At 61.2% G+C, this 14,680-nt stretch carries 14 protein-coding genes; 10 read left to right on the top strand and 4 right to left on the bottom strand.

Features of this window, described 5'->3' with window-relative positions; genetic code table 11:
- Positions 1 to 14: 14 nt before the first annotated feature.
- Positions 15 to 431, top strand: a complete 417-nt coding sequence (locus NE357_RS26635) for a DUF3010 family protein (RefSeq protein WP_169432233.1) — start codon at positions 15 to 17, stop codon at positions 429 to 431.
- On the opposite strand, the gene NE357_RS26640 is transcribed toward NE357_RS26635, so the two are convergent.
- The gene (locus NE357_RS26640) at positions 432 to 1,604 is read right to left on the bottom strand and encodes a hypothetical protein (protein ID WP_169432234.1); all 1,173 of its coding nucleotides are present in this window, start codon (positions 1,602 to 1,604) and stop codon (positions 432 to 434) included.
- A 68-nt stretch (positions 1,605 to 1,672) separates the two neighbouring features.
- Positions 1,673 to 2,617, bottom strand: a complete 945-nt coding sequence (locus NE357_RS26645; protein ID WP_169432235.1) for a GlxA family transcriptional regulator — start codon at positions 2,615 to 2,617, stop codon at positions 1,673 to 1,675.
- Between the two features lie 192 nt (positions 2,618 to 2,809).
- Here NE357_RS26645 and choX point away from each other — a divergent pair, with 192 nt between their 5' ends.
- The 6 genes from choX to NE357_RS26675 all read left to right on the top strand — a co-directional run bounded on the left by choX (position 2,810) and on the right by NE357_RS26675 (position 8,164).
- Positions 2,810 to 3,754 carry a choline ABC transporter substrate-binding protein gene (gene choX, locus NE357_RS26650; RefSeq protein ID WP_169432236.1) on the top strand — a complete coding sequence of 315 codons (945 nt, stop codon included), beginning with the start codon at positions 2,810 to 2,812 and terminating at the stop codon, positions 3,752 to 3,754.
- A gap of 74 nt (positions 3,755 to 3,828) precedes the next feature.
- Entirely contained in the window at positions 3,829 to 4,716 is an 888-nt protein-coding gene (locus tag NE357_RS26655) for a BKACE family enzyme (protein WP_011336296.1), read from the top strand.
- Positions 4,717 to 4,858: 142 nt separating this feature from the next.
- Positions 4,859 to 5,824, top strand: a complete 966-nt coding sequence (locus NE357_RS26660) for an L-carnitine dehydrogenase (RefSeq protein ID WP_007959763.1) — start codon at positions 4,859 to 4,861, stop codon at positions 5,822 to 5,824.
- A gap of 56 nt (positions 5,825 to 5,880) precedes the next feature.
- Positions 5,881 to 6,357 (top strand): thioesterase family protein, encoded by a 477-nt coding sequence (locus NE357_RS26665; protein ID WP_169432237.1) that lies wholly within the window; start codon positions 5,881 to 5,883, stop codon positions 6,355 to 6,357.
- Positions 6,358 to 6,381: 24 nt separating this feature from the next.
- Positions 6,382 to 7,545, top strand: a complete 1,164-nt coding sequence (locus NE357_RS26670; protein ID WP_169432238.1) for a gamma-butyrobetaine dioxygenase — start codon at positions 6,382 to 6,384, stop codon at positions 7,543 to 7,545.
- A 358-nt stretch (positions 7,546 to 7,903) separates the two neighbouring features.
- Positions 7,904 to 8,164: a hypothetical protein gene (locus NE357_RS26675; protein WP_169432239.1), complete on the top strand. Its 261-nt coding sequence runs from the start codon at positions 7,904 to 7,906 to the stop codon at positions 8,162 to 8,164.
- A gap of 77 nt (positions 8,165 to 8,241) precedes the next feature.
- Here the strand turns inward: NE357_RS26675 and NE357_RS26680 are convergent, their stop codons facing one another.
- Both NE357_RS26680 and NE357_RS26685 read right to left on the bottom strand, forming a co-directional pair.
- Positions 8,242 to 9,345, bottom strand: coding sequence for a choline metabolism transcriptional regulator GbdR (locus tag NE357_RS26680; protein WP_065260190.1), 1,104 nt, complete (start codon positions 9,343 to 9,345; stop codon positions 8,242 to 8,244).
- Between the two features lie 444 nt (positions 9,346 to 9,789).
- Positions 9,790 to 11,166, bottom strand: coding sequence for an L-serine ammonia-lyase (locus NE357_RS26685; RefSeq protein ID WP_169432240.1), 1,377 nt, complete (start codon positions 11,164 to 11,166; stop codon positions 9,790 to 9,792).
- A 434-nt stretch (positions 11,167 to 11,600) separates the two neighbouring features.
- On the opposite strand from NE357_RS26685, the gene NE357_RS26690 reads away from it, so the two are divergent.
- The 3 genes from NE357_RS26690 (at position 11,601) to choV (ending at position 14,635) form a co-directional block, all read left to right on the top strand.
- Positions 11,601 to 12,548, top strand: coding sequence for a choline ABC transporter substrate-binding protein (locus NE357_RS26690; protein ID WP_169432241.1), 948 nt, complete (start codon positions 11,601 to 11,603; stop codon positions 12,546 to 12,548).
- 66 nt (positions 12,549 to 12,614) lie between these two features.
- Positions 12,615 to 13,460, top strand: a complete 846-nt coding sequence (choW, locus tag NE357_RS26695) for a choline ABC transporter permease subunit (RefSeq protein WP_085709139.1) — start codon at positions 12,615 to 12,617, stop codon at positions 13,458 to 13,460.
- On the top strand, positions 13,457 to 14,635 hold the full coding sequence (choV, locus tag NE357_RS26700) for a choline ABC transporter ATP-binding protein (RefSeq protein ID WP_085709138.1): 1,179 nt from the start codon (positions 13,457 to 13,459) through the stop codon (positions 14,633 to 14,635). Before choW ends, choV begins: the two co-directional genes overlap by 4 nt.
- Positions 14,636 to 14,680 lie beyond the last annotated feature (45 nt).

Here is a 14,680-nt window from a genome sequence, read left to right on the forward strand (position 1 = left end):
ATCAAGGGATTCACATGAACATCTGCGGTATCGAAATCAAAGGCAGTGAAGCGATCATCGCCGTGGCGTCCCTCGACGGTTCGGTGCTGAGCCATGTGGCGCTGAGCACCAAAAAAATCGCTTTGGAGGATGACGACGAGGCGGCCAACGTGAAGCTGTTCGCGGCTCAGGTGGCGTCGTTCGTGCGCGAGAACTCGATTGATCGCATCGCGATCAAGAAGCGCAGCAAGAAGGGCGAGTTTGCCGGTGGGCCGACCACGTTCAAGATCGAGGGTGTGTTTCAGCTGCTGGACGGTTGCGAGGTGACGCTGCTGTCGCCGCAGACGATCAACGCCCAGGCCAAGAAGCACAACTTCGAACTGCCGGGCACGCTGAACAAGTATCAGCATGAAGCCTACAAGGCTGCGTGCTCGGCATTGGTGAAGAAATAACTAGCGCGCCTTGCGCGCGCTCAGCCAGTCACCGAAGGACTTGTCCTCCAGTGCGTAGCCTCCACGGCTCGACTTCCACACCAGCTCCTTGTCGCGCAGGGCATCGATGCAGGCCTGAATGGTCTGGGTGCCCGGCACCACGTCGCTGCCCATGTTCTCCAGTGCCTTGCCGACTGCCATGAGCGTGCTGTCAGTGAACGGAGCAAAAGGCTCGTTGTTCTGTGAGCGCTCCACCATCACCTCCAGCACGGCGCGCTGAGGGATGGTCAGAGCGTTCCAGGCGCTCTCGAACTCGGTCCACACGCCTGCGCGCAACAATTCGGCTCGGCTGTGCAGCAGCTGCCCCAGATTGCTGGCCTCGCCCAGTTCCAGTGCCACTTCACCAATGATGGTGCGCAACATTTCCGGGCGCCGCCCCACCAACTCGAAGGCCTCATCGATATCGGCAGCGCTGAACTGATTGGTCTCGGCCAGATGGGCGTTGAGGTGCAAGGTGTACGCCTGGGTGAACTCTTTCCCCAGCAATGGAAAGGGCGTGATGCTGGAGCCGAAGAACGGTTGGCTCTTGCCCAGCACCAGGTGCGCGAGTTTGTCGCGATTGGAACCGGTGAACACCAGGTGCAAACCGCTGCCCTCACCTTCACGTCCCTGGTTGAGCTGATCCCGCGCTGCCTTCAGGGCAAACATCGCGTTGATGCCTGCGGCGGTGGTGAGTGCGTGCTGGGCCTCATCGATTACCAGCACTACGGATTTTTCCGCGGCACTGTGGAGCAGTTCCAGCGCTTGTGTCAGGGTCGCGCCGGCCGGCAGTTGCGGCTTGGTGAAATCCCAGGACAAGGTGCGCAGAAAGCTGAGTTTTTCGATGCCGATATTCTTCGCCAGTTTGCGGATGCCCTTTTCAAAGGGGACCAACGCGCCTGCAATGGCACTGGCGATCAAGTCAGCAGGGTCTTTTTCCTTGTCGGCCCACAGGTCGACATAAACCGTCAGCCAGCCACGGGCCTGGCATTCCGGAATCAGGTCCTCGCGCAAAAAGGTACTTTTGCCCGTGCGACGCGGCGCTGCCAGAAAAAGGCCGGAGGTGAAATCCTGCAGACCTGCACCCACCAGACCATCGGCAACGCTGCGGGCCAGAGCGGGGCGGCGAAAAACGAAGCCATTGTTTCTGGACATGGTTTTACACTCAATTATTCAAACGACTGTAATTTATACCTGAAAGTATAATTAACTATAATCGTCCGTCAAACGGTCTCCCGTCGCCGGTCCTCCCGCGGACACCGGGCAAACTTCGCCCGGTAGCTGCGGGTGAAATACGACGGTGATTCAAACCCGCAGGCGATGCTCACTTCGAGCACGCTCATGTCGGTCTGGCGCAACAGCTGCCGGGCCTTTTCCAGCCTTAAGCGCAGATAGAAATTGCTCGGCGTGTCATTCAGATGCAGCCGGAACAAACGCTCCAGTTGCCGCCGCGTCACCTTGATCGATTCCGCCAGTTCCAGCGTGGTCAGCGGTGGTTCGCTGTGTTGCTCCATCTCGCCAATCACATGCACCAGCTTCTTGTTGCTGATGCCGTAGCGCGTGGCGACTTCCATCCGCTGGTGGTCTTTGCGCGGACGAATTCGCCCCAATACGAACTGCTCGCTGACCTGGATCGCCAGTTGCGGGCCGTGGGCCTGGGCGATCAGGTCGAGCATCAAGTCGATGGAAGCAGTGCCGCCGGCAGACGTGATGCGCCGACGGTCGATCTCGAACAGCTCCTGGGTGACGCTGAGCTGTGGATAAGATTCCTTGAAGGCGTCGATGGCCTCCCAGTGCAGAGTCAGGCGATGACCATCGAGCAGACCGGCTTCGGCGAGGACGAAACTGCCGGTGTCGATAGCGCCGAGGGTCACGCCTTCGTTGTCCAGCCGTCGCAGCCAGTGCTCCAGCGCCGGGGTAGCGAACTTCAGCGGTTCGAACCCGGCGATCACCAGCAGCGTCGCCCCTTTCTTCAGCGGTTCCAGCGCCGCATCGGCGTTGACCGACATTCCATTACTCGCCAGCACCGCTCCACCATCGGCGCTCAAGACGTGCCAGCGGTACAGCTCGCCGCGAAAGCGGTTGGCCACCCGCAGCGGTTCGATCGCAGAGATGAAACCGATGGCGGAAAAACCCGGCATCAACAGAAAGTAGAAATCCTGGGACATGGCGCGCACTCGGTTAGCGGGTAGCGTGCAACGTTGATACGCCAGTTGTCGGCGGCATTCAAGAGCACAGGTCGCTGCAGTGCAAGAGCTGGTCGCCGCAGTGCGTTTTTGCGGGGGCATAGCTGCGTAATTTGGCATCACCGGCACGACAGATGCCGGAACCCACAATAACGACCTGCCGAGGAACCCGACATGAAACGACTGATCAGCAGCTGTGTTCTCGCACTCAGTGGTACCGCGTTTTTAAGCGCCAGTGTCATGGCGGCCGATTCCGCATCGTGTCAGAACGTGCGCATGGGCGTGGTGAACTGGACCGACGTGATCGCCACCAGCGCCATGGCCCAGGTTCTGCTCGACGGCCTCGGCTACAGCACCAAACAGACCAGCGCCTCCCAGCAAATCGTCTTCGCCGGCATCCGCGACCAGCGTCTGGACCTGTTCCTCGGCTACTGGAACCCGCTGATGACCCAGACCATCACCCCGTTCGTCGACGCCAATCAGGTCAAAGTCCTCCAGGCACCGAGCCTCAAGGACGCCCGCGCCACCCTCGCCGTGCCGACCTATCTGGCGGACAAGGGTCTGAAAACCTTCGCCGACATCGCCAAGTTCGAGAAAGAACTGGGCGGCAAGATCTACGGCATCGAGCCAGGCTCGGGGGCCAACACTCAGATCAAGGCGATGATCGCCAAGAACCAGTTCGGCCTCGGCAAGTTCCAGCTCGTGGAATCCAGCGAGGCCGGCATGCTCGCCGCCGTCGATCGCGCCGTGCGCCGCAAGGAAGCCGTGGTGTTCTTCGGCTGGGCGCCGCACCCGATGAACGTCAACGTGCAGATGACCTATCTGACCGGCAGCGACGACGCCCTCGGCCCGAACGAAGGCATGGCCACCGTATGGACCGTCACCGCGCCGAAATACGCCGAACAATGCCCGAACGTCAGTCGCCTGCTGAGCAACCTGACATTCACCGCCGAAGACGAGAGCCGGATGATGCAGCCGCTGCTCGATCACAAGGACGCTTTCGAATCGGCCAAACAATGGCTCAAAGATCACCCGCAGGACAAACAGCGCTGGCTCGAAGGCGTTACCACTTTCGATGGCAAACCGGCGGCTGAAAACCTCCAGCTCACCAGCAAATAAACCGCAACGAACGCCCCCTTCGCAGCCCGCCACGGGCTGCGAACAGACCCATCACGCCTGAAGGAAAACGCACCATGAACCACGACGTCATCATCACCTGCGCACTCACCGGTGCTGGCGACACGACCGCCAAGAGCCCTCACGTGCCGGTCACTCCAAAGCAAATCGCCGCAGCCGCCGTGGAAGCGGCCAAGGCCGGCGCCACGGTCGTGCACTGCCACGTCCGTGACCCGCAGACCGGCAAGTTCAGCCGCGACGTGGCGCTGTACCGCGAAGTCATGGAGCGTATCCGCGAAGCCGACGTCGACATCATCGTCAACCTCACCGCCGGCATGGGTGGCGACCTGGAAATCGGCCCGGGCGAGAACCCGATGGAGTTCGGTCCGAACACCGATCTGGTCGGCCCGCTGACCCGTCTGGCCCACGTAGAAGAACTGCTGCCGGAAATCTGCACGCTGGATTGCGGCACCCTGAACTTCGGCGACGGCGACACCATTTACGTCTCCACCCCGGCCCAACTGCGGGCTGGTGCCAAGCGCATCACCGAGCTGGGCGTGAAGGCGGAGCTGGAGATTTTCGACACCGGTCACCTGTGGTTCGCCAAACAGATGATCAAGGAAGGCCTGCTCGACAATCCGCTGTTCCAGCTGTGCCTGGGCATCCCGTGGGGCGCCCCGGCGGACACCACCACCATGAAAGCCATGGTCGACAACCTGCCCGCCGATGCGGTGTGGGCCGGGTTCGGCATCGGACGGATGCAGATGCCGATGGCCGCGCAAGCGGTGCTGCTCGGCGGCAACGTGCGGGTCGGTCTGGAAGACAACCTGTGGCTGGACAAAGGCGTGCTGGCGACCAATGGCCAACTGGTCGAACGCGCCAGCGAAATCCTCAGCCGCCTCGGCGCCCGCGTGCTGACCCCGGCTGAAGGCCGCAAGAAGATGGGCCTGACCCAGCGCGGCTAAACAATCACCTATTTACCCCTGTGGGAGCGAGCCTGCTCGCGAAGAGGCTGGTACATCCGAAGCATCTTCATCAGCAGTGCCGCCGCATTCGCGAGCAAGCCCGCTCCCACAGGGAATCACCGAATTTTCCTAGGAAATCACCATGAGTTTTATCACCGAAATCAAAACCTTCGCAGCACTGGGCAGCGGCGTCATCGGCAGCGGCTGGGTCGCCCGCGCCCTCGCCCATGGCCTCGACGTGGTGGCCTGGGACCCGGCGCCGGGTGCCGAAGCGGCGCTGCGCAAACGCGTGGCCAATGCCTGGGGCGCGCTGGAGAAAAACGGTCTGGCGCCGGGTGCTTCGCAAGATCGCTTGCGGTTTGTCGCGACCATTGAAGAGTGCGTGCGCGATGCGGACTTCATCCAGGAAAGCGCCCCGGAACGCCTCGAACTGAAACTGGAGCTGCACAGCAAGATCAGCGCAGCGGCCAAGCCCAATGCCCTGATCGGTTCCAGCACTTCAGGCCTGTTGCCAAGCGAGTTCTACGAGAGCTCGACCCATCCGGAACGTTGCGTGGTCGGTCACCCGTTCAACCCGGTTTACCTGCTGCCGCTGGTGGAAGTGGTGGGCGGCAAGAACACCGCGCCGGAAGCGGTTCAAGCGGCGATGAAAGTCTACGAATCCCTCGGCATGCGCCCGCTGCATGTGCGCAAGGAAGTGCCGGGCTTCATCGCCGACCGCCTGCTCGAAGCGCTGTGGCGCGAGGCGCTGCACCTGGTCAACGACGGTGTGGCGACCACCGGAGAGATCGATGATGCGATCCGCTTTGGTGCCGGTCTGCGCTGGTCGTTCATGGGCACGTTCTTGACTTACACCCTGGCCGGTGGCGATGCCGGCATGCGTCACTTCATGTCGCAGTTCGGCCCGGCGTTGCAGTTGCCGTGGACGTACCTGCCGGCACCGGAACTGACCGACAAGTTGATCGACGATGTGGTGGATGGCACCAGCGATCAACTGGGCCGACACAGTATTTCGGCGCTGGAGCGCTATCGTGATGATTGCTTGCTGGCGGTGCTTGAGGCGGTGAAGACCACCAAAGAAAAGCACGGGATGAGTTTCAGCGAGTGATCGCATATTGATCGTTCCCACGCAGAGCGTGGGAACGATCGTGCCTGGAGATAAACATGCCCACCCTCACCACCTACCAAACCCGCATCATCCCCGACTGGGTCGATTACAACGGCCACCTGCGCGACGCCTTCTATCTGCTGATTTTCAGCTACGCCACCGACGCCCTGATGGATCGCCTCGGCATGGACAGCAACAACCGCGAAGCCAGCGGTCACTCGTTGTTCACCCTCGAACTGCACCTCAACTACCTGCACGAAGTGAAGCTCGACGCCGAAGTCGAAGTGCGCACGCAGATCATCGGTCACGACCAGAAACGCCTGCACCTCTATCACAGCCTGCACCTGGCCGGCGGCGACAAGGAACTGGCCGGGAACGAACAGATGCTGCTGCACGTCGACCTCGCCGGGCCACGTTCCGCACCGTTCACCCCGGACACCCTGGGCCGTCTGCAAGCCATCGTCGCCGAGCAGGCCGACCTGCCCACCCCGGCTTACATCGGCCGGGTCATCGCCCTGCCCCCAGCCCGGTAAATCCATCCATCGCAAGGAGCCGCCATGCAAACCGCCGCTGCTGTTGCCGATTTCCGTACCTATCCGTTGATCAGCGCGCTGAACGGCGTGCAGAGCCTGGCGGATCGCGTCTTGATTGAATGGGCCGACGGGCGTGTCAGCCCGTTCCACCACGTGTGGCTACGCGACAACTGTCCGTGTCCGCACTGCGTCTACAGCGTCACCCGCGAGCAAGTGTTCGAGATCGTCGATGCGGCGCAGGATCTGTCGCCCTCCGCCGCGCATATCGACACCGATGGCTGCCTGCGTATCGACTGGCAGGACGGCCACCTCAGCCGCTTCGATGCAGGCTGGCTGCGGGCCCACGCCTACGACGACGAATCCCGCGCCGAACGCTTCGCCGCCAGGCCGAAACCCTTCCTGTGGCGCAGCGATTTGCAGTTGCCGGTGTTCGACTATGCAGCCCTGATGAACGACAACGCCGCACTGCTGCAATGGTTGCTGGCAGTGCGCGACATCGGCCTGACTCAAGTGCGCGGCGTACCCACCGAACCCGGCTCGCTGAAGCTGATCGCCCAGCGCATTTCGTTCATCCGCGAGAGCAACTTCGGCGTGCTGTTCAACGTGCAATCCAAGGCCGATGCCGACAGTAATGCCTACACCGCTTTCAACCTGCCATTGCACACGGATCTGCCGACCCGCGAGCTGCAACCGGGGCTGCAATTTCTACATTGCCTGGTGAACGACGCGGAGGGTGGCGAGAGCATTTTCGTCGACGGTTTTGCGATTGCCGAAGCGTTGCGCCAGGAGGATCCCGCGTCGTTTCAGGCGCTGTGCGAGATCCCGGTGGAGTTTCGCAACAAGGACCGCCACAGCGACTATCGCTGCCTCGCGCCGATCATCGCTCTGGATGCCTTGGGCCGGGTTGCGGAAATCCGCATGGCCAATTTTCTGCGCGGCGCGTTCGACACGTCAGTGGCGCAAATGCCCCTGCTGTATCGCGCTTACCGGCGCTTCATCGCCATGACCCGCGAACCACGTTTCCGGCTGATGCAGCGGCTCAATCCGGGCGAGTTGTGGTGCTTCGACAACCGCCGCACCCTGCATGCGCGCAATGCGTTCGACCCGTCCACCGGGGCCCGGCACTTTCAAGGCTGCTACATCGATCGGGATGAGTTGCTGTCGCGGATTCTGGTGTTGCAACGCTAAACCGCGTCATCGTTCATCGCCAGCAGGCTGGCTCCCACAAAGAGCGCATTTCAATGTGGGAGCCAGCCTGCTGGCGATGAATGCACCTCGATTTACCTGACACACAGGCAAAAAAAACCCCGATACAAGCCGTGACAGGATCGGGGCGAGGGTACTGTTGAGGAGCTGCTGTGCCGAGGGTGACCAAACCTTCGTGAAGCGAGCTGAGGCCAGTGTGCCCACTCCCCGGTAACACGAGTTAGCCGAAAACGACCTGTTCATAGCCGTCGCGGCCACTGCGACAAATCGCCCTTGCCGTGCCTGTGCAGGCCTACCAGAATCGAGTCACGACCTCCGTTGCCGAAGAAGGATTCGCGTCATGATGTATGCCGATTTGATCGATCAGGAAGACCTGTTGGGCCAGCTCAAGTCGTTGGGATTCGAAGTGCCGTCGGGCTCAACTGCCCTGCAGGCCTGCGAGTGCGCGGTGCGGGGTCTGGACGATGTGCGGGCCAACACGCTGCGCACCATGGTCAAGCAGATGTACACCAGCAGCGCGAGCATTCAGCCGACCGTGCGCGAAGCCATCGACAAGCAGTTGCTGCCGGCCCTGGCGCAGTATCAGCAAACCCGCGCCTGACATCTGACCGAAAAAAAGATCGCAGCCTGCGACAGTGCCTTTCCTGAAGGCGCTGTCGCAGGCTGCGATCTTTCGTTTTAGAGACGCACGCTGGCGAAGGTCGACTCGTTGCGCGCCTGGCTCAGCGCCGACATCGGCCCGGACAGCGGCGACATCACGATGGCCTGCGGCAGCGGCAGCATCGCCACCTGCTGGGTGGTGTTGGAACCGACGCGCTCGTCACGCGGTGGAATGCCGAAATATTCGCGGTAGCACTTGGAGAAGTGCGGCGTCGACACGAAGCCGCAGACCGACGCCACTTCGATGATCGACATCGGCGTCTGTTTGAGCAGTTGCCGGGCACGGATCAGGCGCAGCTTGAGGTAGTAGCGCGACGGCGAGCAATGCAGGTATTTCTGGAACAGGCGCTCGAGCTGGCGACGGGACACGGCGACGTACACCGCCAGTTCGTCGAGGTCGATCGGCTCTTCCAGGTTGGCTTCCATCAGCGCGACGATTTCCTGCAGCTTCGGCTGGTTGGTGCCGAGCATGTGCTTGAGCGGCACACGCTGGTGATCCTGCTCGTTGCGGATGCGTTCGTAGACAAACATCTCGGAGATCGCGGCGGACAGTTCACGGCCGTGATCGCGGCTGATCAGGTGCAGCATCATGTCCAGCGGCGCGGTGCCCCCGGAGCTGGTGAAACGGTTGCGGTCGAGGGTGAACAGACGGGTGCTCATCGCCACGCGAGGGAAAGCTTCCTGCATTGCCGCCAGACATTCCCAGTGCACGCTGCAATCGAAGCCATCGAGCAGGCCGGCGCAGGCCAGGGCCCAACTGCCGGTGCACACGGCACCGAGGCGACGGGACTGGCGCGCCTGGCTTTGCAGCCACGAGACATGTTCACGGGTAACGGTGCGTTGAATACCGATCCCGCCGCACACGATGATGGTGTCGAGGGCCGGGGCTTTGTGCATGGAGGCGTCGGGAGTGATCTGCAGACCGTCACTGGCCCAGACCTGACCACCGTCGACGGTGAGGGTCGTCCAGCGATACAGCTCGCGACCGGACAACTGGTTGGCCATGCGCAGCGGTTCGACTGCGGAAGCCAGGGAAATCAGCGTGAAATTGTCCAGCAGCAGAAAGCCGATGGATTGAGGCGCACGGTTCTGGGGTTGAGCCCCGGAGTTGAACGACGTCATCGCGGTATCTCCTCACACAAAGCGGGTGATGGCCTCAGGCGGAGGCTCTTGTTATTGCCATCGTTCTCTTGCGTGAGACGGGCTTTGTTATGACAGAGCAATTGCCATGCCTAAAATTGAATGGCCGTTCAATAACTCCTGAAAACGACGTCGCGACGCGTCTACACAAGCGCTCCGATGAGAGCTGATTCGAAGTGCCATCAGCGGCGGTGAAAGCCCTGCCCCGGCGTGCGTGAGCAGATCGGTAGCACTTGTGGGAACAGGGCTGCGGCGGATTGTCCTACAGTGTCACCGCTGGCACAGGTGACGGACGGTAGCACCTGTGAATCAGGCGCTGTACGTGGGAAAGACTCTTATCTGATTGCGACGCGCCAAAAGGTGGCGCGTTTTATTGTCGATGCTCACTTGGTGCGCAGTTTTGACTGGTCTGGTGCTATCGGGAAATCAGCACTCAACCGCGCTGACCGCCAACCCGCCGCGCGAAGTCTCTTTATATTTGTCATGCATGTCGGCACCGGTATCTCGCATGGTACGAATCACCCGATCCAGCGAGATAAAGTGCTGGCCATCGCCGCGCAAGGCCATCTGCGCCGCGTTGATCGCCTTCACCGCCGCAATCGCGTTGCGCTCGATACACGGTACCTGGACCAGGCCACCGACCGGATCGCAGGTCAGACCGAGGTTGTGCTCCAGACCGATTTCCGCTGCGTTGCACAATTGCTCCGGGCTCGCGCCGAGGATTTCCGCCAGCCCCGCTGCTGCCATTGCGCAGGCCGAACCGACCTCCCCCTGGCAACCGACTTCGGCGCCGGAGATCGAGGCGTTCTTCTTGCACAGAATCCCCACGGCCGCCGCACCAAGGAAATAGTCGACCACGTTGGCGTCGGTCACCGCTTCGCTGAATTTCATGAAGTAGTGCAGCACCGCCGGAATGATCCCGGCCGCGCCGTTGGTCGGCGCCGTGACCATGCGCCCGCCGGCAGCGTTTTCTTCATTTACCGCCAGGGCAAACAGGTTGACCCACTCCATGGCGCTGAGGGTCGAGCCGATCACATTGGGCTTGTTCAGTTCCTGCAGACTGCGGTGCAGTTTCGCCGCACGCCGGCGCACGTTGAGTCCGCCGGGCAGAATGCCTTCGTGCCTCAGACCCTGCTCGACGCAATCCTGCATCGCCCGCCAGAGCTTCATCAGCCCGGCGCGGATTTCCTCTTCGCTGCGCCAGACTTTCTCGTTGGCCATCATCAGCTCGGCGACGCGCAGGTTGTTCTGCTTGCACAACTCCAGCAGTTCGACCGCGCTGGAAAAGTCATAAGGCAATTCGGTGCGATCCAGATCCACCACACCGCTGGACGCCTGCGCCTCATCGACGACAAAACCGCCGCCGACCGAATAGTAGGTGTCGCGATGAATCTCGCCGTGATCGCCTTCGGCGACCAGGGTCATGGCGTTGGGATGGAATGGCAGGTTCTCGTCGATCAGGCGCATGTCGCGGGCCCATATAAAAGGCACCGACAAACGACCATCGAGCAAAAGGGTGTGGGTTTCACGCAGGGCCTGGATCCGCGGGCCGATCTGCGACGGGTCGATCGCGTCCGGCCACTCGCCCATCAGGCCCATGATCACCGCGTTGTCGCTGCCGTGACCGACACCGGTGGCCGACAGCGAACCGAACAGTTGCACTTCGACCCGGCGCACTTGCTCCAGCAGGAATTTGTCGCGCAACGACTCGACGAACAGCGCCGCGGCGCGCATCGGCCCGACGGTGTGAGAACTGGAGGGACCAATGCCGATTTTGAACAGGTCGAAAACGCTGATAGCCATTGATGCAGAGCTCCTGAGAGTGCCGGTCCGGGGCGTGAAGCGCCCGCTGGCGGAGCTGCTACGCTCTAGCTGCGATCCGCCGGAATGCCCGCATCATCAGGCTTTTCCCGGGTCGTCCGGCGTCTGACACCGACGCACTCATGCCCACGAACGCCGTGCCGGTTTTCGCCCGTGTTTTCGCCGTTTTTATGCGGTTCAGATGGCCAAACGGGGCTGAAAAAAGCTGTAAACGACGTCACCGACACTGGATGCGACCATCCCTGTACTGGATACGACGCACCCTGTAGGCGTCAGATTTTCACTGGTACATGATCGTATCGACTCGATTGCAAGGCGCCGTGACAGAGCTGTCTCCAGAACGCCATCCAACCGCAACCTATAAGTGCGGTGGTCCAGTCGGAACACTGCCAAAAAAAACACCAAGGAGTCCATCCATGAAAGGTTCCCCATCGTTGTTGTTGGCCGCCATGCTGAGTCTGCCGTTACTGGCTCAAGCCGCAGAACCGGCGCAGTGCAGTACCGTTAACTTCTCCGATGTCGGCTGGACCGACATCACCGCAACAACCGCGACCACCAGCGTGGTGCTCGACGCCCTCGGCTACAAGACCAAGACCACCATGATCTCCGTGCCCGTGACCTACAAGTCGCTGGCCGACGGCAAGAACATGGACGTGTTCCTCGGCAACTGGATGCCGACCATGGAAAACGACATCAAGGCCTACCGCGACGCCGGCACCGTGGAAGTCGTGCGCACCAACCTCAAGGGCGCCAAATACACCCTCGCCGTGCCGCAGGCGCTGTACGACAAGGGCCTGCACGACTTCGCCGACATCGCCAAATTCAAGAAAGAGCTCGACGGCAAGATCTACGGCATCGAGCCAGGCAACGACGGCAACCGCCTGATCCAGAGCATGATCGACAAGAACGCCTTCGGCCTGAAAGACGCCGGCTTCAAGGTCGTCGAATCCTCCGAGGCGGGCATGCTCTCGCAGGTCGACCGCGCGCAGAAGCGCGACACCGCCGTGGTCTTCCTCGGCTGGGCACCGCACCCGATGAACAAGCGCTTCAAGATTCAATACCTGACCGGCGGCGACGACTTCTTCGGCCCGGATTTCGGCGCCGCTACTGTCGCGACCAACACCCGCAAGGGCTACGTCGAGGAATGCAGCAACGTCGGTCAGTTGCTGAAAAATCTGGAGTTCACCGTCGACATGGAAAGCACCCTGATGGGCAACATCCTCGACGACAAGATGAAGCCTGACGCGGCCGCCAAGGCCTGGCTGAAAAAGAATCCACAGGTGCTCGATACCTGGCTCGCTGGCGTGACCACCATTGACGGTAAACCTGGCCTGGAGGCCGTGAAAGCCAAGCTCGCGCAGTAATCGCTTATGCCGGGCGGGTCAGTCCCGCCCGGGCTGTTATTTCCTTGCATGCGGACGTTCACTACCATGCTGATTGATCAGAAAATCCCTTTAGGCCAGTACATCGCGGGCTTCGTTGAATGGTTGACGCAACACGGCGCCAGCACCTTCGACGCAATCGCCGTGACCCTGGAAACGATGATCCACGGCGTGACGTTTGCGCTGACCTGGTTCAACCCGCTGGTGTTGATCGGCCTCATCGCTCTGCTCGCGCACTTCATTCAACGCAAATGGGGCCTCACCGCCTTCGTGATCGCCTCCTTTCTGCTGATCCTCAACCTGGGGTACTGGCAGGAAACCATGGAAACCCTCGCCCAGGTCATGTTCGCGACCCTGGTCTGCGTGGTCATCGGCGTGCCGCTGGGCATCGTCGCCGCGCACAAACCGATGTTCTACACTTTGATGAGGCCGGTGCTCGATCTGATGCAGACCGTACCGACCTTCGTTTACCTCATTCCTACCCTGACCCTCTTCGGGCTGGGCGTGGTTCCGGGCCTGATCTCCACGGTGGTGTTCGCCATCGCTGCGCCGATCCGCCTGACCTACCTGGGCATCCGCGATGTCCCGGAAGAACTGATGGACGCCGGCAAGGCCTTCGGCTGCTCGCGTCGCCAACTGCTTTCACGGATCGAACTGCCCCACGCCATGCCGAGCATCGCAGCCGGCATCACCCAGTGCATCATGCTGTCGCTGTCGATGGTGGTGATCGCGGCACTGGTGGGCGCCGACGGACTCGGCAAACCGGTGGTCAACGCACTGAACACTGCTGATATCGCTCTGGGCTTCGAAGCGGGCCTGGCGATCGTACTGCTGGCGATCATGCTCGACCGTATCTGCAAACAACCCGACGCCAAAGTAGGGGGTGACGCATGAGCATAATCCGCTTCGATAACGTAGACGTTATCTTCGCCAAGGATCCACGCGAGGCACTCAAGCTGCTGGATCAGGGCATGACCCGCAACGAGATCCTGAAAAAGACCGGACAGATTGTCGGCGTTGAAAAAGCCAGCCTGGACATCGAGAAAGGTGAAATCTGTGTACTGATGGGTTTGTCCGGCTCCGGCAAATCCAGCCTGCTGCGCTGCATCAACGGCCTCAACACCGTGAGCCGCGGCAAGCTGTTCGTCGAGCACGAAGGCAAGCAGATCGACATCGCTTCCTGCAGCCCGGCCGAACTGAAAATGATGCGCACCAAGCGCATCGCCATGGTGTTCCAGAAGTTCGCCCTGATGCCTTGGCTGACCGTTCGCGAGAACATCAGCTTCGGTCTGGAAATGCAGGGTCGTCCCGAAAAAGAACGCCGCAAACTGGTGGACGACAAGCTTGAGCTGGTAGGCCTGACCCAGTGGCGCAACAAGAAACCCAACGAGCTGTCCGGCGGCATGCAGCAGCGTGTGGGCCTGGCCCGCGCACTGGCGATGGACGCCGACATTCTGCTGATGGACGAACCCTTCTCGGCCCTTGATCCGCTGATCCGTCAGGGTCTGCAGGATGAACTGCTGGAACTGCAACGCAAGCTGAGCAAGACCATCGTGTTCGTGAGCCACGACCTCGACGAGGCGCTCAAACTGGGTAGCCGCATCGCGATCATGAAAGACGGCCGGATCATCCAGTACAGCGTGCCGGAAGAGATCGTGCTCAATCCTGCGGACGACTACGTGCGCACCTTCGTTGCCCACACCAATCCGCTGAACGTGCTGTGCGGTCGCAGCCTGATGCGCACCCTGGACAACTGCAAACGCATCAACGGTTCGGTGTGCCTGGACCCGGGTGGCGATTCGTGGCTGGACCTGGCAGAGGGCAACACCATCAAGGGTGCACGCAAGAACGGTTCGGTACTTGACCTGCAGAACTGGGTGCCGGGGCAAGCGGTGGAAGGCCTCGATCGTCGTCCGACGCTGGTGGACTCGAACATCGGCATGCGTGACGCGTTGCAGATCCGTTACCAGACCGGCAACAAACTCGTGCTGCACGACAACAACCATGTGGTGGGGATTCTCGGCGACAGCGAGCTGTATCACGCGCTGCTCGGGAAGAACCTGGGGTAAGACGGGATGAAAAAAAGGGATCGCGGTGAGCGATCCCTTTTTTAT

It is taken from the genome of Pseudomonas sp. G7(2022) (assembly GCF_052660475.1).

Coding starts and splice junctions, on each gene's coding strand:
- NE357_RS26635 (WP_169432233.1), top strand. CDS start 15: ATGAACATCTGCGGTATCGAAATCAAAGGCAGTGAAGCGATCATCGCC.
- NE357_RS26640 (WP_169432234.1), bottom strand. CDS start 1,604: ATGTCCAGAAACAATGGCTTCGTTTTTCGCCGCCCCGCTCTGGCCCGC.
- NE357_RS26645 (WP_169432235.1), bottom strand. CDS start 2,617: ATGTCCCAGGATTTCTACTTTCTGTTGATGCCGGGTTTTTCCGCCATC.
- choX (WP_169432236.1), top strand. CDS start 2,810: ATGAAACGACTGATCAGCAGCTGTGTTCTCGCACTCAGTGGTACCGCG.
- NE357_RS26655 (WP_011336296.1), top strand. CDS start 3,829: ATGAACCACGACGTCATCATCACCTGCGCACTCACCGGTGCTGGCGAC.
- NE357_RS26660 (WP_007959763.1), top strand. CDS start 4,859: ATGAGTTTTATCACCGAAATCAAAACCTTCGCAGCACTGGGCAGCGGC.
- NE357_RS26665 (WP_169432237.1), top strand. CDS start 5,881: ATGCCCACCCTCACCACCTACCAAACCCGCATCATCCCCGACTGGGTC.
- NE357_RS26670 (WP_169432238.1), top strand. CDS start 6,382: ATGCAAACCGCCGCTGCTGTTGCCGATTTCCGTACCTATCCGTTGATC.
- NE357_RS26675 (WP_169432239.1), top strand. CDS start 7,904: ATGATGTATGCCGATTTGATCGATCAGGAAGACCTGTTGGGCCAGCTC.
- NE357_RS26680 (WP_065260190.1), bottom strand. CDS start 9,345: ATGACGTCGTTCAACTCCGGGGCTCAACCCCAGAACCGTGCGCCTCAA.
- NE357_RS26685 (WP_169432240.1), bottom strand. CDS start 11,166: ATGGCTATCAGCGTTTTCGACCTGTTCAAAATCGGCATTGGTCCCTCC.
- NE357_RS26690 (WP_169432241.1), top strand. CDS start 11,601: ATGAAAGGTTCCCCATCGTTGTTGTTGGCCGCCATGCTGAGTCTGCCG.
- choW (WP_085709139.1), top strand. CDS start 12,615: ATGCTGATTGATCAGAAAATCCCTTTAGGCCAGTACATCGCGGGCTTC.
- choV (WP_085709138.1), top strand. CDS start 13,457: ATGAGCATAATCCGCTTCGATAACGTAGACGTTATCTTCGCCAAGGAT.